At 62.9% G+C, this 20,636-nt stretch carries 11 protein-coding genes and 1 pseudogene; 3 read left to right on the forward strand and 9 right to left on the reverse strand.

What is annotated here, in order from left to right; translation table 11 throughout:
- Positions 1-43 precede the first annotated feature (43 nt).
- The 4 genes from RX328_RS33185 to RX328_RS33200 all read right to left on the reverse strand — a co-directional run bounded on the left by RX328_RS33185 (position 44) and on the right by RX328_RS33200 (position 6,703).
- Positions 44-2,434: an efflux RND transporter permease subunit gene (locus RX328_RS33185; RefSeq protein WP_213254776.1), complete on the reverse strand. Its 2,391-nt coding sequence runs from the start codon at positions 2,432-2,434 to the stop codon at positions 44-46.
- Between the two features lie 387 nt (positions 2,435-2,821).
- Positions 2,822-3,595, reverse strand: coding sequence for an ethanolamine ammonia-lyase subunit EutC (gene eutC, locus RX328_RS33190; protein WP_213254774.1), 774 nt, complete (start codon positions 3,593-3,595; stop codon positions 2,822-2,824).
- Between the two features lie 6 nt (positions 3,596-3,601).
- Positions 3,602-5,188 (reverse strand): B12-binding domain-containing radical SAM protein, encoded by a 1,587-nt coding sequence (locus RX328_RS33195; protein ID WP_213254771.1) that lies wholly within the window; start codon positions 5,186-5,188, stop codon positions 3,602-3,604.
- 132 nt (positions 5,189-5,320) lie between these two features.
- Positions 5,321-6,703: an ethanolamine ammonia-lyase subunit EutB gene (locus RX328_RS33200; RefSeq protein ID WP_213254769.1), complete on the reverse strand. Its 1,383-nt coding sequence runs from the start codon at positions 6,701-6,703 to the stop codon at positions 5,321-5,323.
- Positions 6,704-7,410: 707 nt separating this feature from the next.
- Here RX328_RS33200 and RX328_RS33205 point away from each other — a divergent pair.
- Together RX328_RS33205 and RX328_RS33210 are read left to right on the forward strand one after the other, a co-directional pair.
- Positions 7,411-9,117, forward strand: a complete 1,707-nt coding sequence (locus RX328_RS33205) for a methyl-accepting chemotaxis protein (protein WP_213254767.1) — start codon at positions 7,411-7,413, stop codon at positions 9,115-9,117.
- Positions 9,118-9,276: 159 nt separating this feature from the next.
- Positions 9,277-9,981 (forward strand): DUF2270 domain-containing protein, encoded by a 705-nt coding sequence (locus RX328_RS33210; RefSeq protein WP_213254765.1) that lies wholly within the window; start codon positions 9,277-9,279, stop codon positions 9,979-9,981.
- Positions 9,982-10,226: 245 nt separating this feature from the next.
- Here RX328_RS33210 and RX328_RS33215 read toward each other — a convergent pair whose 3' ends face one another.
- From RX328_RS33215 to RX328_RS33235, 5 genes are all read right to left on the reverse strand, one after another.
- Positions 10,227-11,927 carry a methyl-accepting chemotaxis protein gene (locus RX328_RS33215; RefSeq protein ID WP_213254763.1) on the reverse strand — a complete coding sequence of 567 codons (1,701 nt, stop codon included), beginning with the start codon at positions 11,925-11,927 and terminating at the stop codon, positions 10,227-10,229.
- Between the two features lie 53 nt (positions 11,928-11,980).
- A complete protein-coding gene (locus RX328_RS33220; protein WP_213254762.1) occupies positions 11,981-12,448 on the reverse strand; it encodes a cache domain-containing protein in 468 nt (155 codons plus the stop codon).
- A 170-nt stretch (positions 12,449-12,618) separates the two neighbouring features.
- Complete coding sequence (locus tag RX328_RS33225) at positions 12,619-13,497, reverse strand: transglutaminase N-terminal domain-containing protein (protein WP_213254760.1); 879 nt, start codon at positions 13,495-13,497, stop codon at positions 12,619-12,621.
- Positions 13,494-16,004: a circularly permuted type 2 ATP-grasp protein gene (locus tag RX328_RS33230; protein ID WP_213254757.1), complete on the reverse strand. Its 2,511-nt coding sequence runs from the start codon at positions 16,002-16,004 to the stop codon at positions 13,494-13,496. The genes RX328_RS33225 and RX328_RS33230 overlap by 4 nt, the downstream gene beginning before the upstream one ends.
- A 28-nt stretch (positions 16,005-16,032) precedes the next feature.
- Entirely contained in the window at positions 16,033-19,311 is a 3,279-nt protein-coding gene (locus tag RX328_RS33235; RefSeq protein ID WP_213254755.1) for a DUF2126 domain-containing protein, read from the reverse strand.
- 300 nt (positions 19,312-19,611) lie between these two features.
- Here RX328_RS33235 and RX328_RS33240 point away from each other — a divergent pair.
- Positions 19,612-20,635, forward strand: a pseudogene (locus RX328_RS33240) (IS110 family transposase).
- Position 20,636 lies beyond the last annotated feature (1 nt).

Below are 20,636 nucleotides of genomic sequence, written 5' to 3' on the forward strand. Positions count from 1 at the left end.
CGGCTGCCGTTGGCCGGCAACCCCTGCTATTCAGCAGCGTTCGTTATTCGGCAGCTTTGTTCTTCGCTGGCTCGGTGTGACTGACGCCGCGAATCTTTTCCGACAGGTTGATCAGGAACATCGAGGTCGGCCGCAGGATGAAGAGGTCAGCGACCAGCGCCGCGATCATCGAGAACGCGCTGAGCCAGCCGAACAGCCGCAGCGACGGCAGATCGGAGAACACGGTGACGACGAGGCCGCAGGCCAGCACCACCGTGGTCAGGATCAGGGCCGGGCCGACCAGCACGGTGGCGCGCTCGACCGCCAGTCCCGAATTGACGCCCGGCTTGCTCTCCAGCCGAAGCCGGTTGAGGAAGTGGATCGTGGCGCTCAGGCCCAGGCCGAACGACACCGTGAGCGCGACGACGCTAGCGAATTGCAGCCCCTCGCCCAACATCCACAGCACCGTACCCGATGCCACCACCGGGAAAATGCCGGGCAAGATGCAGGAGAACATCACCACGACCGAGCGGAACGCGAGACCGATGAAGACGGCGACAATGAGGAATTCAATCGTCAGGCCCTGGTTGAGCTTATCGATCATGTTGGCGCTGTTGCGCGCGGCAATCGCCGACAGGCCGGTGACGGCAATCTCAAAGCCGGGATGTTCGGCCCTTACCTTGTCGAGCGCCTTGTCGAGCTTGTCGACAACGGGAAGGATTTCGCTGGAATCGAGATCGGGAACGCGCCCTGACACCACCACCGCATCCTGATCGGCCGAGATGAATCGCCGCACCAGATGCTCAGGGATAACGCTGACATATTCCTTCAGCGTCGCGACGTCGGTGCTGCCCGCCTTCTCCGCGAGCCAGCGGCGCAGCGTTTCCAGCGACCAGACGTTGCCGACGCCGGCCGACTTCTCGACCATCGAGTGGACGTCGGCGATCGTCTTCAAGGTTTCCGGCGCGTAGAGCGAGGCGCCCTTGGGGAATTCGATCAGCACGTCGATCGGGTTGGCGCCGGTGAGCTTGGCGTCGAGCCGGCTCGATGCCGCCACCGCCTGTCGCTTGTCCGGCACCTGATCGGCGAGCCGGTAGCGCGGCTCCAGCGTCGCGTAGATGTAGCCGAGCCCGCCGACGAAGAGCAATGCGATCAGGCTGAACATGCCGGGGCGGCTGACCATGCGCACCGCAATCCAGTAACAGAAATTGCGCAGCGCCTGGACGCCGGCGTCGGCGCTCTGGAATTTCACCGCAAAAATCTTCTCGTTGCGCACGAACAGCACGCCGAATACCGGCACCAGCGACAGCACGGCCACCAGCGCGATGATGGTGGCGGCAAGGCCGGCTTCGCCGAATTTTCGGATCAGTTCGGAATCGGAGAATTGCAGCGCGATGAAGGAAATGCCCGCGGTGCCATGGGTCAGTACGCAGGCCGGGCCGACTACCAGCACCGCGTTGGTGAAGGCCTTCAGCTTGTCCTGGCCGGCAATGAGGCGGTCGCGCGCCGCGAACGTCAACTGCATCGAGTCCGAGAAGCTGATCACCATGATGAGCGGCGTCATCACGTTCAGGAACATGTTGAGATTGAAACCGGCCCAGCCGAGGCCACCGAGCGAGAGCAAGATCGCGATGATCGGCGGGAAGGCCGCAACCACCATGAACGATATCTTGCGGAAGAAGATGATCGCGATGATGCAGCCAGCGAGAATGCCTAGAATGTTGTAGGTCAGCCCGTCGCGCTTGACCGCGTTGCGGATCTCGAGCTGCATGACGGGTACCCCGGAAAGCTGGGCGTTGAGCCCGCTGCCGGAAAGATCCTCGGCCATGACTTTCCTGATTTCGCCGACCACCGTGCCGAGCTCGTTCGAGGAAACGACCTTCGGCTCCAGCGACAGCACGATCAGCGCCAGCGTGCCATCCTCGGACAACAGCTTGCCGCGAATAATCTCGTTGGATTTAACGGTCTCGACAAAACTGTCGTAGGCGGCGCCCTGCGGCAGTTCGGGCGGGAACAGCGCGGCCGGCAACTTGCCGGGCTCCGGCGCCTGACGTGCCGAAAACAGCGAGACCAGGCCGCGAACGCCCTCGATCAGTTGCAGGTCGGTGACCATGTCGCGGATCTTTTCGAGGTTCTCGCGGGCCAGCAGCGTCTTGCCCTCGACCACGACCAGCACGTCGAATTCGGTCGCCGGGAAGCGCTTGGTCACGGCCTCATATTGCTTGTAGTCCTTGGAATCGGAGCGGAACAACTGGCTCAGCGAGTCGTCGATCTTGATTCGCTCGATGCCGAACAGCGCCGCCACGATCAGCACGGCGAGAATGATCAAGGACAGGATCGGCGCCTTGACCGCGATCAGGCCCATGCGCTCGAGCCCGAAGGCGATGCTCTTGCCCGGCGGCGGTTCCTCGGTGGCTTGGACGTGGACGTGACTTTCGGAGTTCTTGTCGAGCATACCCTGTCCAGTTCTCACGTCGGCCTGTTTGTGCAGCTTGGTTTTTTGTGCAGCTTGGTGGCGCGAATACGGCTTTGCCAGCCCCTATCTGATTGGCGCTAGCCCTTGAAATCACGCGGTAAATTAATCGGCGCCGTTTTACAGGCCCGAACCTGATCCGGCAAGCACGCGCGGCAGGGCAAATCGGCACGCAAATGTCGAAAATACGCGTTAAGTCTCTGATTTGCCACACCTGCCAGCACCACCTTGGACCGCTTTGGCGCGTTCAGCCGAAAGCGCCAACGACGGCCGCTGCAACCTCACCGGTCAATTTTTGGAGAAACGGCTCACATTGGGTTGTCAGCCACGAGTTGGCTCACAACGGCGACGCAGGCGGATGTCGATCCGTCAATCTATCGGTCTGGCGGCGATGAGCGCGGTTCTGCTTTCGTCCTTCAGCGCCACGCCCGTGACCTGGCGCGCGATGCCTTCACGCACCAACCACGCGATCTTGAAGGCGGCTTCATCATAGCTCAGGCCTGCGCCGTGGATGTTGGACACGCAATTGCGGTTCTCGTCGGTGAGGCCGATGCGCGGCGCAAACGTCAGATAGGCGCCGAGACTGTCGGGGGCCGACAGGCCGGGCCGCTCGCCGATCAGCATCACCACCATCCGCGCGCCCAACGCGGCACCGATCTCGTCGCCCAGCGCCACGCGTGCGCCGGATGCAACCACGACGTGGCCACACCGGATCCCGACCTCCGCCAGGCGTGGAGCAAGATGGCGAACCAGCTCGAGCGCGTGGACATTGACGGCCGCCGGCGAAAGCCCATCGCCGATCACGATCACAACCTGGTTCGCACTGCCGCCTTGCTTTTCCAGCGCGCCCCGCGAATCCGGGTCGAGCATCCGTCCGAGATCGGGGCGGCGCAGATAGTCGCGCCGGTTGCACGCCTGGCTGTAAACCTCACTGACCTGCAGGCCGAGGCCGGCCAATCCGGCAACCAGATGCTCCACATCGAATGCGGCATGCACGGCGTCGCGGGCGCGTGCATGGTCGAGCGTGAAGGCAAGCAGCGCGTCGGTCGGCATGCTCGCGCCGGAGCGGCCGAGCCCGACGCGCGCCGGCGTCAGCTGCCGCAGGGCTTCGAGTGAGCGGGTCGGCGACGTCGGTTCTTTCATGGGCTTTTACTCGGCAGGCACGGAGGCCTCGCGCAGCCGGATCGAATAGTTCGACGCGTTCTGCTGGCCGCCGGACGCCGCACGCGCGAACTTGATCAGATGATGCGCGATCGTGGCGGAACCGATCAGCCCTTCGAGATCGCCGCGCCTGAGGCGCCCGATCGCGAACTTCCAGAACACGCGCCTGTAATCGCTGAGCACCCCGACCTGCCAGAAGATGTTGCGCAGCATGATCAGCGCACGCCTGATGTTGGGCCAGGTCTTCATTTCAGGCGCGACGGGCACCTTGATCCGGTTGGCGTAGGTGTAGTCGCATTGATACTGGTAACGCGCGTAGAGCTTCTCTGGCTGGTAGGCGACCTCCATGCATCGCTTCCAGGAACTGATGACCTGGTCGTAGGGCATCAGGAATTCGACGTTGGAGTCGCGGCTGTCGTCGTCATTGAGGCGCCCCTCGCGCTCCAGCCGGTCCCACAACGGCGTCTTCGGCAACGCTTGCAGCAGATTGATCGTCAGTAGCGGAATCCGCGATTCATCGACGAAGTCGAGCAGTGCGTCCGCCGTGCCCGGTTTGTCGGTGTCGAGGCCCATGATGATGCCGGAGACGACCTCCATACCGTAGGAATTGATGGTGTGGATGCCTTCGTGGATCGGGACCATCATGTTGTGGTCCTTGTGCATTGCGTGCAGCGCGTCGGGATCGGGCGTCTCGATGCCGCAGAACACGGTAACGAACATCGCCTCGCGCATCTTCTCCAGGATCTCGGGCCGCTTGGCTATGTTCAGCGTCGCCTCGCAGGCCAGCCGCACGACGTAGCCTGTCCTCTTCTGCCATTCGATCAGATGCGGCAGCAAATCCAGCGTGGCCTTGCGGTTGCCGATGAAATTGTCGTCGACGAAATAGACCGTGTCGGTGATGCCGCATTCGCGCATCCTGTCGAGTTCGGCGATGATCTGTTGAGGCGTCTTCAAGCGTGGGTTGCGGCCATAGAGCCCGGGGATATCGCAGAACTCGCACTGATAGGGGCAGCCGCTCGAATACTGGATGCTGCCGAGCAGATATTTTTTCACTTCCGCCAGCTCGTAGGCCGGGATCGGAAACTCGGTCATCGCCAACCGATCCCTGGTCGTCAGCACCACCTGCTGGGCAGGGCGACGCGGGTCGCGCGCCAGACGTTCGATCAGCTCATTGGTGGCGTCACCGAGTTCGCCGACATGGAGATAGTCGAACGAGGGATAGTAATCCGGGCACGCGCTCACCGACGGGCCGCCGATTGCGACCGCGAGATCGAACGCATGGGCGCGGCGGCAGATGTCGTTCATCTGCTGGCGCTGGATGTGCATGCCGCTGACGAATACCGCTTCCGCCCATTCGAAGTCTTCCTTGCCGGCGGGGCGAATGTTCTCGTCGATGAAACGCACCTGCCAGTTTGCCGGGAGATAGGCCGCAATCAGGAGGAGGCCCTGCGGCGGCATGAAAGCCTTCACGCCGGCGGTCAGGGGATAGGCGTATTCGAACGTGCCGAAAGAAGACGTATAGCGCGGAAAGACGCACAGGATACGCCGTACCGTTCCAATGCCCTCAGCTCTCATCAAATTTCCTCAACACTGACATGAATTTAAGCACGAGATTGAAAGTTGGGCCAGAAATCCTTCAACATTGTGACAGTCAGCTCTAACTCGCTGCGGGTTCAATTGGTTGCACGAAAATCTGCAGACCGGAATTCAGGCAATCAGCCGAGAGGCAAATTCGGGCAGCAGGCCGGTGTTGCCCGCAAGCCGGAAATTGCCGTCCGCGAGGCCGGAGCGGACCAGCCAATCGTCGAACTCCGGCGCCCGCTTCAACCCGAAGAGATCCCGGACATAGAGCGCGTCGTGGAACGAGGTCGACTGATAGTTCAGCATGACGTCGTCGGCGCCCGGCACGCCCATGATGAAGGTGACGCCGGCGGCGGCCAATAGCGTCAGCAGATTGTCCATGTCGTCCTGGTCGGCTTCGGCGTGGTTGGTGTAGCAGACGTCGACCCCGAGCGGCAGGCCGAGCAGCTTGCCGCAGAAATGGTCCTCGAGCCCGGCGCGGATGATTTCCTTGCCGTCGTAAAGATATTCCGGGCCGATGAAACCGACGACGCTATTGACCAGCAACGGAGCGAATGCGCGCGCCACTGCGTAAGCCCGCGCCTCGCACGTCTGCTGGTCGACATTGTGATGGGCGTTGGCCGACAGCGCCGAGCCCTGCCCCGTTTCGAAATACATCACGTTTTCGCCGACCGTGCCGCGGCGGAGCGACAGCCCCGCCTCACGCGCCTCGCGCAGCAGCGCGAGATCGACACCAAAACTGCGATTGGCAGCCTCCGTTCCCGCGATCGACTGGAACACCAGATCGACCGGCGCGCCCTGCCCGATCAATCCGAGTGTCGTGGTGACATGCGTGAGCACGCAGCTCTGCGTCGGAATCTGCAGCCGAGAGATGATGCCGTCGAGCAGCCGCAGCAACTCGCCGATCACGGCCGGATCGTCGCTGGCCGGATTGATTCCGATGCAGGCATCTCCTGATCCCAGCAGAATGCCGTCGAGGATCGAAGCGGTAATGCCCTTGGCATCATCGAAGGGATGGTTGGGCTGCAGCCGCACGCTCATCCGCCCCTTCAGGCCGATGGTGTTGCGAAAGGCCGAGGTCACGGCGCATTTCTTGGCGACCAGGATCAGGTCCTGGTTACGCATCGTTTTTGAAACGCCGGCGGCCATTTCCGGCGTGATCCCGCGCGAGACCTTCGCCAAAGACTCGCCTGTTGCGGCATCGGAGAGCAGCCAATCGCGGAAGCCGCCCACGGTCAGTGACGATATGGCGGCAAAGGCCGGGGCATCATGGCTGTCGATGATCAGCCGGGTGACCTCGTCATCCTCATAGGGAATGACAGCCTCGTTGAGGAACTGCTTCAGCGGCACGTCGGCGAGCGCCATTCGCGCTGCGATCATCTGTTCCGCGCTATCGGCCGCGACGCCGGCAAGACGGTCGCCGGATCGCGGCGGCGTCGCCTTGGCGAGCAGCTCGCGCAAACCGTCGAACGCATAGGTGGTGGCACCGATGATCTGCCGATAGACCATGCTGACCTTCCTGCGCCGTACCCACTCCGTTTCCTGGCTAGTCTATGCCGGGCGAACAGCCAAGGCTACAGGCCGCAATCAGCGGAGTGTCGGCATTAATCCGGGCATCGATCCGCCCGAGGCTGTGCGGCGATCAGGACGCGCACGTGAAGATAGAGATCGAGATTGCCCGGCAAGGCGGCACTTTGAGTCATGAGTCCCAATTCTCACGCATAATCGAAGCAGCGCGGCGCCACCTTCGCCGTGCTCGCTGTCTAGCTTGATTCGCGCCACGGATGCTTGCCAATGCGAACCGTCCTTCCGGATACGCGCGGGTGCTTCCGTTTGGCGGCATTGCCCGCGTCGGACAGCGAGCATCCCATCCGCAGGATCAGGCGGGCAGCGCCGTCATGGCGGTATCGGCTCGTCTTACCGGGCAGTTGGGGCCCAGGCACCTTTCGCCGTACCAGCCACCTACAATTGCGCTGATATACCAAGGCCCGTTCCAATCGCAGCAATCTGCCGAATTTTCCCGGCGAGGCATCCCGCAATACCGAACTAGTCGTTTGAAACTACTGATGATTTGCCTTTAGTTGCGGTTCCGAGAAATTCGCGCGTTAAGACATTCTCCACCAAACTTCAGCACATTGCCTACGCTGACGGCATTCACTGGATCCTACTCCGGCGCCGGCACGGCTGAAATTTCCCGTACCTATTTTGGTGGCGCCATGGCATCCCGGTTTTCGCTTGCAGCCAAGTTGTATTCGATCTTCGCACTGGTCGCCGTGCTCGTCGCTGCTATCACGGCCCTGTCCGACTACAACACCCGCCAGAATGCTCAGCTCACCGAAGCGGTCTCGATCGCCAGCCGCGCCGCGCTCAATGTCGAGCGCATCAATTCGCTGGTCTATGCAGTCGTGATGGAATCCCGGGGCATCTACATGTCGACGGAACCGCCGGTGGTGAAGAAATACGGCGACGGGCTGCTCAAATTCAACGAGCGTATTCTCGAGGTGGTCAAGAACTGGGAAGCGCTGGTCCAGGCCGACGACGCCCAACAGTTCGCCACTTTCAAGAAGCGCATCGAACAGTTCGTCGACTTCCGCAAGGAGCTGGTTCGCCGCGGTGTCGAGATCAATGGAGCGGCGGGGCGTGAATGGGGCGACAACGATGCCAACCGCCAAGTGCGCACCGCGCTGAACAAGGATCTCGAGGCGCTCTCCAAGGTCTACGCCGAACGCAGCAAGAGGCTGGCCGAACAGACCGACACCAACCATACGATGGCATTTGTCCTGACTTGCCTCGGCGTGTTGGCGCTGGTGGTGGTCGTCCTCGGCGTGCTGATCATTTCCCGTTCGATCGCGCGCCCGCTTTCGGTCATCACGGCCACCATCAAGCAGGTGGCCGACGGCGCCGAAGGCATCGAGGTTCCGCATACCGAACGCACCGACGAAATCGGCGCGCTCGCCCGTGCCATCAAGATCTTCCAGGATGCGATGGATCGCAACCGCAACCTCAATTCGCAGGTGCTGGAAGATTCCAGGGCGCGCGATGAGCGTACCCGCCACATCGAGGCCTCGGTCGATGCGTTCCGGGAAGCGATCGGCGGCGTGCTGCGCGCGGTCACCGACAATGCGAGCTCGATGCGCGGCAGCGCACAGACCATCGCCAGCGTTGCGTCGGATGCCAACGGACGCGCGGTGGCCGCTTCCAGCGCGACCGAACAGGCGTCCAGCAACGTCTCCGCCGTCGCCAGCGCCGCCGAGGAGCTTTCCGCTTCCGTCGAGGAAATCGGCCGCCAGGTCCGCCAGTCGGCCGGTGCAGTCGAGCAGGCAGGCCAGCGCACCGAGAAATCGGTCTCCGAAATCGAGGGGCTTGCGGCTGCGACCCAGCGCATCGACGGGGTGCTCAACCTGATCCAGGCGATTGCCGAGCAAACGAACCTCCTGGCGCTCAACGCAACGATCGAAGCCGCGCGCGCCGGCGATGCCGGCCGCGGCTTTGCCGTGGTCGCCCACGAGGTCAAGGCGCTGGCCGAGCAGACTGCCAAGGCCACAGCCGAAATCGGCCAGAACGTCGGCCTGATCCAGACGTCGACGAAAACGTCCGTCGAAGCGGTCCGAGAAATCGGCAATGCAGTGCGCGAGATTAATGAGGTGACTTCCATCATTGCCAGCGCGATCGAGCAGCAGGATGCGGCGACCCGTGAAATCTCGGCGAATGCGCAACTGGCGGCGCAGGGCAACGGAACGCTGGTCGTCAATATCGGGTCGCTCAGCGACGCCATCGGCACGACGAGCACGGCGGCGGCTTCCGTCCTCACCGCATCGAGCGAACTGACGGCCACGGCCGAGACGCTGTCGCGCGAGGTCGAGACATTCTTCCGCAACCTGCGCGCCGATTCGTCCGACCGGCCGCGGAAGACCGGCACTTAAGCGGACAGCATCTCCGGTCCGCGCCAGTGTGCCAGCTTAGACACGCCAACAGGGCGTTTTTCCTTGGGGCCGTGACAACAGGTGGGCATAATAGAACATCGCCAAACAGCATCATGTGTTGGGGTCGTAAATGACATAAAAGCGCAAGGGATGAAAACGATGAGTGAAAGCCACATCGAAGGTAAGCAATCTGCATTCGACCCAGCTGATATCACCGCGTTGTCGCACCTCTATCGCGGCGAGCTGTACCGTAGCACGGTCTGGCGTACACGCCTCGATGCAACGACCAATTGGGCGGTCCTTACAACCGGTATCGCACTATCACTTACGTTCAGCAGCGAAACCGCGTCCCCTCTGCCGCTGGTGCTTGTCGGTCTCTTGGTCGTTACCTTCTTATTGATCGAGGCGCGGCGTTACCGCTTTTTTGATTTCTGGCGCATGCGCGCGCATGTCCTCGAAGTCCAATTCTTCGGGCCAATTCTCCGCGGCGAGGGCGTTCAGGTCGAGAATGGCTGGAACGAGATCCTCTACCAGGATTACCGAGCACCTAACCTTCATATTACTTATGCTGAGGCAGTGGGCCGCAGGCTTCGCAATAACTACAGCTGGATTTTCGCGATCCAGGTGACCGCGTATGTCGGTAAACTGCTGATCCATCCGGCGCCGGTCGCCTCGGTGCAGGAGTTCTGGCTGCGAGCAGCGATTGGGCCCATTCCCGGTCAATTCGTCCTGCTGGCCGGACTCGCATTCCACGCAACATGGATCGCGATTGCGATTGCCACATATAGAAGCCGAAGGGGCGCAGGGCGCGCGCGGCCCCAGACTCCCGAGAGGGATCGGTTACTCGATCTTGCACGAGGATAGGGGTAATCACGCAAGCGCTGCTGGCAATATCGCTGCGCCCGTCGTGCATCAGTCTGCTGTTCGCACTTTTGAGACATGCCGATTGGTCGAGCAATGTCCGAGTTCGAGGGCAAAGCGGAAAACATATGCTCACACTGAGTTCTTCGCAGTTGTGACTTTTCGGACTTGAGGCGATATCGGACCTGAGTCCGAAAAACGCTGCAAAGCGGACGTGGATTCACCAATCTCGATTTTGGGTCTACGGACTACGCCGACCGGACAGTGGCGAGGAACTTGCCGACTTCGGCCTTGAGCCGCTTGTTTTCGTTGGAGAGCAGTTGCGCGTTGGCCAGCACCTGTGACGACGCCGTGCCGATTTCGCCGGCGCCACGGTTGACGTCGGCGATGCTGGTCGCGACCTGGGTCGAGCCCACTGCCGCCTGCTGCACGTTGCGCGCGATTTCCTGAGTGGCAGCGCCCTGCTCCTCGATGGCGGCGGCGATCGCGGCGGCGATTTCGGAAACCCGGCCGATGGTGCCGCTGATCTCCTTGATGGCGTGCACTGATTCCTGCGTCGCCGACTGCATCTCGGCGATCTGAGTCGAGATTTCGCTGGTTGCCTTGGCGGTCTGGGTGGCGAGCGCCTTGACCTCCTGGGCAACCACCGCAAAGCCGCGGCCGGCGTCACCGGCGCGGGCGGCCTCAATGGTCGCGTTGAGTGCCAGTAGATTGGTCTGCTCCGCGATCGTGGTGATCAACCTGGTTACGTCGCCAATGCGGTTTGCCGCCTCCGACAATTCGATGATCCGGGCGTCGGTCTTTTGCGCCTGAGCGACCGCCTCGTTGGCGATCCGGTTGGAATTCGCGACTTGCCTGCCGATTTCATTGACGGAGCTGGCCATTTCCTCGGTGGCGGACGCCACCGACTGCACGTTGCTGGAGGTTTCCTCCGAAGCCGCGGCGACCACGGTGGAGAGCTGTTGGGTGGCCGCACTGCTGTTGGTCAGGATCGCGGCGGAATTTTCCAGTTCGGCCGAGGCTGAGCCAACGTTCTCGACGATATTGCCGACGGCGATCTCGAAACTCTCGGCCAGATTATGAAGCTCCGTACGGCGGGCCGATGCCAGTTCGCGGTTCTTTTCCTCGCGCTCCGCCGTCTCGCGTTCGGCCTTGGCGATCGCCTGCACCTTGAACTCCTGTATCGCGTGCGCCATCTGGCCAACTTCATCGCGGCGCTCGAGGCCGGGCAACTGAACCTCGAAATTCCCGGCGGCGAGCTCGCGCATCGCCCGCGACATCGCCACGACAGGGCGGGAAATGCTTCGGCCGATCAGAAATGAAACGATGATGCCGGCGAGCGCAACGGCCAGAAGCGCAGCCATCAGCGTTATCTGCTGTTGCTCGAGCTTGATCCCGGCACGGGCAATTTCGCGGTCCTTGCTTTCGCTGCTGTGCGTGATCAGATCATCGGCGAGCTTTTCGATAACGGCAAAGTTTCGTTCCGCACCCTTGATGAAGATCAGCGCCGATCCGGCATCACCGTCGGCCATCTCGATCGCATTTGTCGATTGCTTGAGATAGCCCGCAACCGCGGCTTTCAGCTTCTCGAATGTTTCCGGACTGAACCCGCCCTTGATAGTTTCTACGGCCTTCAGCGCGTCCGAAATTTTGCCGGCCGCCACGGAAGCTTCCTTGGCGACCTGCGCAATTTTCTTCTCGTCCTTTTCGTTGGCCGCCGTGGCCGCAAGACGATACAGCTTGGCGTGCGCCGTCCACACCGTCGTGGTGAGATCGTTGGCCAGTTCCGATTGCCGTACCGGCCCGGACACCAGCGCGTCAACGGCGGCCTGATTCGACCGCAACGTTTGCAGCGCATAGGCACCGAGCCCGATCAGCACGACGATCAGAAAGGCCGGCGCGAGCTGGACTTTCCACGAAAGACCAATGTTCTTGATCCAGCCGAGCATATCACCCCTTCAGTGCGGCGATCGCCGCACGACAACGCAACGCTTATTTGGGGTCAGAGCTTGTAGACGCCCGCGCAGACAGCCGTATTGTTCAGCTTCTCGCAGTACATTTCCTTCGGCTCGACTTTCTTGCTCACCGGATTGACGAATTTGTAGTCCTGCCAGAACGAAGGCTGCTTGGCGGCGAGTTCGACGCGTTCCTTGACGTAGAGCTTGCCATCGACATCCTGGGCGTCGATCAGGTCCTTGCCGACGAACTTTTCGTTCGAGCCGTGAGCCAGCACTTTGCCGTCAAGCTGATAGACCACGACATAGAGATCGCGATCGTGGAACTTGCTGGCCTTGTTGGTGATCTCCGGGTACGCCTTTTCGGGCCCCTGCTCCTTGATGAAGGCAACGGCCTGCCTGACCATTGCGACGGCTTCGTCCTTGTTCGCTCCGCTGCCAGCACTGGCGGCACCTCCGAGAGCGAGCATAGCTGCCACGGCAGAAACGAACGGCTTTATTGACCAATTGTTCATGATTGTCTCCCGGCTAGGTGGACTCGACTTGCAGGCGCAGGCCTGCGCACGTCACGATGGCAACAAAAGAACAAACCATCCGTTAAAGTGCCTATCCGTAGTGCAGCGGAGATTGGCGTGGCTTAGGACAACGAATTCTTAAGAAATCCGGGCACCGAGGCATCCCAGCCTCACTCCACCAGCAGCACGTCCACAGCGACGTTGAGCTTCTGCTTGGGCGATCCGACGATGATGCCATCGACCGGCGAGACGTCGGAGAAATCCCTGCCGATCGACAGGATGATGTGGTCGTTCTCGACCAGGAGGTCGTTGGTCGGATCGAAGCCGACCCAGCCGAGCTCGGCGCCGCACCAGACTGACACCCAGGCGTGGCTGGCATCGGCGCCCTGCAGGCGCGGCTGGCCGGCGGGCGGGATGGTGCGCAGATAGCCGCTGACATAGGCCGCTGGCAGGCCAAGCCCGCGCAAGCCCGCAATCATCACATGGGCAAAGTCCTGGCAGACGCCGTGGCGCTTCTCGAACACTTCCCTAAGCGGCGTCGAAATCACGGTGGCCTTGGAGTCGTACCTGAAATCGCTGCGGATGCGGCGCATCAGGTCGGCGGCGCCCGAGAGGATGCTGCCGCCCGGCGGGAAGCTTGGCGCAGCATAGGCAGTGACCGGCGCCAGCACCGGCACCAGCGAACTCGCAAAGACGTATCCGACCGGCGAAGCGGGACCGAGGCTGGTAGCCTCAAAGGCCACGTCGCGGATGCGCTCCCAGGGCGGGCTGGTTGCCGCGCGACCGGGCGCCTGACGCGCGACCGATACCCGTGACCGGGAATCGATCCGCAAATTGCGATGCGCGGTCTCGATCAGCACGCTCTCGGTATGCGTTCCGAAAAAGTCCCGCCGCACCGTGCGTTCGGCCGGCCGCGGCCGGATCTCGACAGTGTGGGAAATCAATTGCTGTCCGTCGCCGCTCCGCGGCTCCAATCGCAGCGAGCACCGCGCAAAGCTCACCGGGCTCTCGTAAGCGTAAGTCGTGACGTGACGGATGTCGTAGATCACGCAAGGCCTGTCAGCTTCTCCGGCCGGCTTGCATGCGGTCCGTGTGGGAAATAATGCTGGCCGATCGCGTCAGCGAGATTGAGCAGAGACTGTTCGAGCGCGAACAGGGTTGTGACATCAAGCGTCGTGGCCTCCGCTGTCGTCAGCGTCGCCTGCAATGCCACCGCCAACCGTTGCGGCCGCTCGATCAAACCGTGCTCCTTCAGGCTCGGCAGGGCTGCGATATGGTCGTTGAGCGCCGCGACCTGAAACGCCACCGAGCGTGGATTGAAGGGATCGAGCACCGCAAGATCCCGCACCGGCGCCAGCGCCGGGCCTACCAGGTAGCGCGACCTATAGGTGATCTGGCAATCCACCAACGTCAGCAGTACGTCGAGGTCTTCCTCACCCGCCTCGTCATAGGCGAACTGCCGGGCGAACCGTACGGTGTTGATAGCGCGCTCGGCGCGACGCCCCATGTCGAGGAAGCGCCAACCGGCGGCGCGGTTCATGTTCTCCTGCGCCAAGCCAGCAAGGCTCGCCAGCTCCTGCAGCGTCAATTCGGCGGCGCTGACGATGCTGTCGTCGTCGTCGACCTGCAGCGCAAGGCGCTCCACCATCTCGGTGATGATCTGCCAGGCGTCGGGCGAAAGCCGCTCGCGCAGCGAACTCGCCGTTCGCTGCACCGATCTCACCAATGAGAGCGCCGAGCCGAACTTCTCCTCGCTCTGCAGCGCCTCGGCGATGACCCGCGCTGGATTGGTCCGCGTCGCCTGTGAGGTGGCGCCCCAGGTCACGAGAATCCGCTGGATACGCTCGACCGAATGCAGCGCGGTTGATGCTCCCTTGGCTGGATCGCGCGTCGAGGTGCCGAGCGCACGGATCAGCCGCAGAGTCGCCTCGGCGCGTTCGAGATAGCGGCCGAGCCAGAACAGATTGTCCGCAGCACGGCTCGGCACCACGCCGGCGATCCGCCTGATCCGCACGGTGTCGGCACCGGGCAACAGTGTCGCCGACGAGACGGCCTTGTCGGAGACCACCCAGACGTCCGCCGATCGTACTCCGTCGCCCATCGACACTGCACGGGCATCCGCCTTTTCGGCGATCCGGCAGAAACCGCCGGGCAGGATGGTCCACCCTTGTGGAGTCGCCGCGGCAAACACCCTCAGCACGAACGGGCGCGGCGTGATCCGGCCCTGTTCCCACACCGGCGTCGTCGACAGCCGCACCAGTTCCTGGCCGACATAATCGATGCCGCGGTCCGTGATTGCCTGCCGCAGCCGGTCGCGCCCGGCTGGCGGCAGCTCGCCGGCGAGCACGGGCGCATGGCTGGAAAAGCCCGGAACGGCCCGGCCATAGGCACCCTCGATAACGAAATCCTCCAGCCGCGACAGTACTTCCTCGCGCGCCGATTTTTGGCCACACCACCAGGTCGCGATGTGCGGCATGATCAAGGTCTCGCCGAGCAGGCGGCGGCACAGGCTCGGCAGAAATCCGAGCAGCGCCCTGGCCTCCAATACGCCGGAGCCCGGCATGTTAGCGACGACGACGCCGTTCTTGCGCAGCACGTCGATCAGGCCGGGCACGCCGAGATGCGACGAGGCATCGAGCTCGAGCGGGTCGAGGAAATTGGAATCGACCCGGCGCAGCAGCACGTCGAGCCGCTTCAGGCCCGCGACGGTGCGGATATGGATGCGGTCGCCGCTAACGGCGAGATCGTCACCTTCGACCAGGAGAAAGCCGAGATAGCGCGCCAGCGTGGCGTGTTCGAAATAGGTTTCGCTGAAGGCGCCCGGCGTCAGCAAGCCGATGCGCGGCTCGTCGCGGTCGGCGCTGGCACGAAGGGAGTCGCGGAACGCCTCGAAGAACGGCGCCACGCGCTCGACGTTCATCGACTTGTAGAGACTGGAAAAGGCGCGCGACAGCACCAGGCGGTTTTCCAGCGCATAGCCCGCGCCCGAGGGTGCCTGCGTGCGGTCGTTCAGCACCCACCAGCGCCCGTCGGGGCCACGGCCGACGTCGGCGGCATAGAAATGGAGATGACGCCCGCCCGGCGGTTTGATGCCGCAGACGGCGCGCAGATATTCGTTGCTGCCGGCAATCGCGGCCGCGGGCACCGCGCCTTCGCTGACCAGCCTGGCCTCGCTATAGAGATCGCGCAGGATCATTTCGAACAATTGGGCGCGCTGCGCGATACCCGTGGTCAGTTGTTGCCAATCGGCCTCGTCGATGATCAGCGGCAGATGGCTGAGCGGCCACAGCCGGTCGGCAGTCTCGCCAGGCGCGCGATAGGTGACGCCGGCCTCGCGCAGATGGCGGTCGGCGGAGGCGAAGCGTCGCTCGATATCGCCGGGCGAAAGCGCCGCAAAGGCATCGAAGAAGCGGGCCCAGGCCGCCCGCGGCACGCCATCGGGCCCGATATATTCGTCGGGAATGCCGGGCAGCCGCGCATAATCGCGCGCCCATTGCGCCATCCGGCGCTGACCCGGGCGGGCCTTGCTCTCCTGACTGCTGCCTTGGCCTGACATTCCGATTCCCCGAGACCGTCGCTGCCGATTAGATCAGGAGCGGCGTCCTCAAGTCGAGCGTCAAAGGGAATTCAATTGTGCGTTCCTCGGGCGGCGGCTCGATTCGGCCCGGGGTGTGGCCGTGATCCTGAAACCGAGCCAGCCGCCGCGCCTCCGCCTCATAGGAATTGACCGGCTTCGTATCGTAGTTGCGGCCGCCGGGATGGGCGACGTGGTAGACGCAGCCGCCGAGCGAACGGCCGTTCCAGCTATCAATCAAGTCAAATGTCAGCGGGGCGTGGACCGGGATGGTCGGATGCAGGCCTGAGGCCGGCTGCCAGGCCTTGAAGCGGACGGCCGCGACCGCCTCGCCCGAGCGGCCGGTAGGTGTCATCGGCATCCGCCTGCCGTTGCAGGTCACAATATGGCGGCCTTCGACAAAGCCGTTCGCCTTGACCTGCAACCGCTCCACCGACGAGTCGACATAGCGCACGGTGCCGCCGGCCGAGCCCTCTTCCCCGAGCACATGCCAGGGCTCCAGCGCCTGCCGCAATTCCAGCGCGACGCCGCCGTGGTGCACACGGCCGAACACGGGAAAACGGAATTCGAGCTGTGCCTGATACCATTCCGGCGAGAAATCGTAACCGGATAGCTTGAGCTCATCGAGCACGCCGAGAAAGTCCTCCCAGAGGAAATGTGGCAGCATGAAGCGATCGTGCAACGCAGTTCCCCAGCGTACAAACTTACCCTGCTGCGGCTCGCGCCAGAGCTTTGCGATCAGGGCGCGGATCAACAACTGCTGCGCCAGCGACATCCTGGGATCAGGCGGCATTTCGAGCGCGCGGAATTCGACGAGCCCGAGGCGGCCGGTCGGGCCATCGGGCGAATAGAGCTTGTCGATGCAGATTTCGGCGCGATGGGTATTGCCGGTGATGTCGACCAGAATATGCCGGAACAGCCGGTCGACCAGCCATAGCGGGGCTTCGATATCGGGCGGCGGCACATGCGAGAGCGCGATCTCCAGCTCATAGAGTCCGTCATGCCGCGCCTCGTCGATACGCGGCGCCTGGCTCGTCGGGCCGATGAACATGCCCGAGAACAAATAGGACAGCGAAGGATGGCGCTGCCAGTACAGCACGAGACTCCTGAGCAAATCCGGGCGGCGCAGGAAAGGCGAATCCTGCGGCGTAGAGCCGCCGACCACGACATGATTTCCACCGCCGGTGCCGGTGTGGCGGCCATCGACAAGAAAGCGGTTGGCGCCGAGGCGAACTTTCGCGGCGTCTTCGTACAGGCCGAAGGTGATGTCCACCGCCTCGCGCCAGTTTTGCGCCGGCTGGACGTTGATCTCGATCACGCCGGGATCGGGCGTCACCTTGATGACGTCGATCCGCGGATCGTAAGGCGGCCCGTAGCCCTCGACATGAACCGCGATCTGCATCTCCTCGGCGGTTGCCTCCACGGCCGCGATCAATTCGAGATAGTGTTCGATCTTCTCGACCGGTGGCATGAAGACGCACAACACGCCGTCGCGGATTTCGACTGAGGTTGCCGTGCGCACCGGCTTGGCCTTGCGCTTTACTTGCGGCTCTTGCGCCGGCCCTGGCGCTTCTCCCGCTCCGCTATCCTTGTCCTCGGCCGCAAGCTCCAGCCGCGGCTCCATCGGGTCCTGCTCGACGACGTAGGGATATTCTTCCGGCGGAACATGCGGCAGTGATGCCATCGGCAGCCGCAAGCCCAGCGGCGAATCGCCCGGGATCAGGAACAGATGGCTACGCCGAAGCTGCCAGCGCTCGCTCGTCCAGCCCGAGGCATCGGCATCTGCATGCTGGATCGGCAGCACGAACCCTTTCGGCTTGTCGAGCCCTTCATCGAATACACGCGCCATGCGTGATCGTTCTTCGGGATCGGACAACTTGGAGTCGCCGGGATCGACATTGAACGGAAGTGCCGCTTCCTTTTGCAGCCAATGCACGGGGTCTTCATAGGCCGGCATCACGTAGCTGGCGTCGAGGCCGAGCCGCTTCGCGATGCCTCCTATCAATTGCCGGGCATCCGCGATATCGGCCTCGGGCGCATTCTCGATCCCTGCGATCAGATCGGCATTCTTCCAGATCGGGACGCCGTCCTTGCGCCAATAGAGGCCGAACGCCCAGCGCGGCAGGCTTTCGCCCGGATACCATTTGCCTTGCCCGTAATGCAGCAGCCCGCCCGGTGCAAAACGCGCGCGCAGCTTGCGGATCAATTCGTCTGCCAGCGCCTGCTTGGTTGGGCCGATGGCGGCGATGTTCCATTCCGGCGCTTCCAGATCGTCGATCGAGACGAAGGTCGGCTCGCCGCCCATGGTCAGCCGCACGTCGTCGCGCCTGAGATCGGCGTCGACCTGCTCGCCGAGCCTATCGAGCCGTGCCCAGGATTCATCGGAGAACGGGCGCGTGATCCGCGGCGCCTCGCGGATTCGCCTGACGCTCATCTCGAAACCGAATTCGACATTGGCGAAACCCGCACCGCCGGAGACCGGTGCAGCGGAGCGATAATGCGGCGTGGCAGCGACGGGGATATGCCCCTCGCCCGTCAGCATGCCCGAGGTGACGTCGAACCCGATCCAGCCTGCGCCCGGAAGGTAGACCTCGGCCCAGGCATGCAGGTCGGTGAAATCGGTTTCGACCTCGCGTGGGCCTTCGACCGGATCGATATCGGGACGCAACTGCACGAGATAGCCGGAGACGAAGCGCGCCGCGAGGCCGAGGTGGCGAAAGATCTGAATCAACAGCCACGCCGAGTCGCGGCACGATCCGGAGCCGCGCGCCAACGTCTCCTCCGGCGTCTGAATGCCCGGCTCCATGCGGATGACATACTTGATCTTCTTCTGAAGCTGAGCGTTCAGCTCGACGAGGAAATTGACCGTGCTATCGGCCTCGCGCGGAATCTCCTTCAAGTAAGCCGTGAACAACGGCCCCTGCTCGGAGGTCGCGAGATAGGGCGTGAGCTCTGTCTTGAGATCGTTGCTGTACTGAAACGGAAAGGAGTTTGCGTAGGGCTCGACGAAGAAATCGAAGGGATTGACGACCGTCATCTGCGCGGTGAAGTCGACTTCGATCTTCAGCTCAGACGCCTTGTCCGGAAAGACGAAGCGCGCCAGCCAGTTGCCCTGCGGATCCTGCTGCCAGTTCACGAAATGATTGGCTGGCGTCACTTTGAGGGAATAGCTCAGGATCGGCGTGCGGGTATGCGGCGCCGGGCGCAGCCGCACGGTTTGCGGGCCGAGATCGATCGGTCGGTCGTATTTGTAGTGCGTGACGTGATGAAGTGCGACGAAGATCGACACGGACCGGAAGCTCCAGCGGCTTTTTTAAGCAGAACACCGGTTCCGGATGGGATCAAGCACTAACAGTGGGCACCGCGTGCCTGAAGTAAGGGCGACGCCGCCTCCCCGTCATTGCGAGGAGCGATAGCGACGAAGCAATCCATCGTCCCGCTTGCGGCGCTATGGATTGCTTCGCGGAGCCTGTCATCGGGCGCGCATTCGCGCGACCCGTTGGCTCGCAATGATGGGGTGGACGGCCCCCGAACGGCATCGATGTGCCAGACTGGCGATGCTGAGTCGAACCAGACAAGGGGACCGTCCATGACGAAGATTAGCACGATTGGGTTGGATCTGGCTAAGAACGTGTTTCAGGTTCACGGGATTGATGCATCGGGAAGGGTTGTGCTGAGGCGGCAGCTCAGGCGGGCTGCCGTAGTTTGCGGGGTTGCCACCGTGCCTGGTTGGCATGGAGGCTTGCGGGAGCGCACATCATTGGGCCCGGGTGATCAGGCGCTATGGCCATGAGGTGCGACTGATGCCGCCGGCCTATGTGAAGCCCTACGTCAAGCGCAACAAGAACGACGGCCGGGATGCGGAAGGTGTCTGCGAGGCAGTGGGCCGGCCGACGATGCGCTTTGTTCCGGTGAAGAGCGTCGAGCAACAGGCCACGCTGGCGGTTCATGGCACACGTGCCTTGCTGGTTCGCCAGCGGACGATGGTGGCAAACGCCTTGCGGGCAGCGCTGAGCGAGCTCGGGATCGTGGCCGCGCAAGGACATCAGGGGCTGTGTGAGCTGATGGCCAAGCTTGAGGAGCCGAGCGAAGAGATTCCGGAGATGATGCGATGTGCTCTGTTGATGCTGGCGCAGCACTGGCAGGCGCTCAATGCCGATGAACGCGTGCTTGAACGGCAGATCGCGAAGGCTGCCAGATGCGATCGGGACGCGCGCCGGCTGATGGAAGTCCCAGGCGTCGGCCCGATCATCGCCAGTACGGTGTTGGCCAAAGTGCCCGATGCGAAGGTGTTTCGCTCCGGTCGGGACTTCGCGGCCTGGATCGGGCTCACCGGCAAGGACCACGGTACTGGCGGCAAGCATCGCCCAGGGCGTATCTCCAAACAGGGAGATCGTATGTTGCGCGCGCTGCTGATCAGCGGAGCCAGCGCCCATCTGCGGCAGCAAAAGAGGCGCGGCGTCAGCGACCCGTGGCTGCGCGATCTTTTGGCGCGGCGGCCTTACAAGGTCGCCATGGTGGCGTTCGCCGCTAAAGCCGCGCGCATCCTCTGGGCCATGCTGAGCAAAGGAGAAGTTTACCGAGACCGCGCGAGCGCGCCGGCTGCTGCCTAGT

This window comes from Bradyrhizobium sp. sBnM-33 (genome assembly GCF_032917945.1).
In the GTDB taxonomy this organism is placed as follows: Bacteria; Pseudomonadota; Alphaproteobacteria; order Rhizobiales; family Xanthobacteraceae; genus Bradyrhizobium.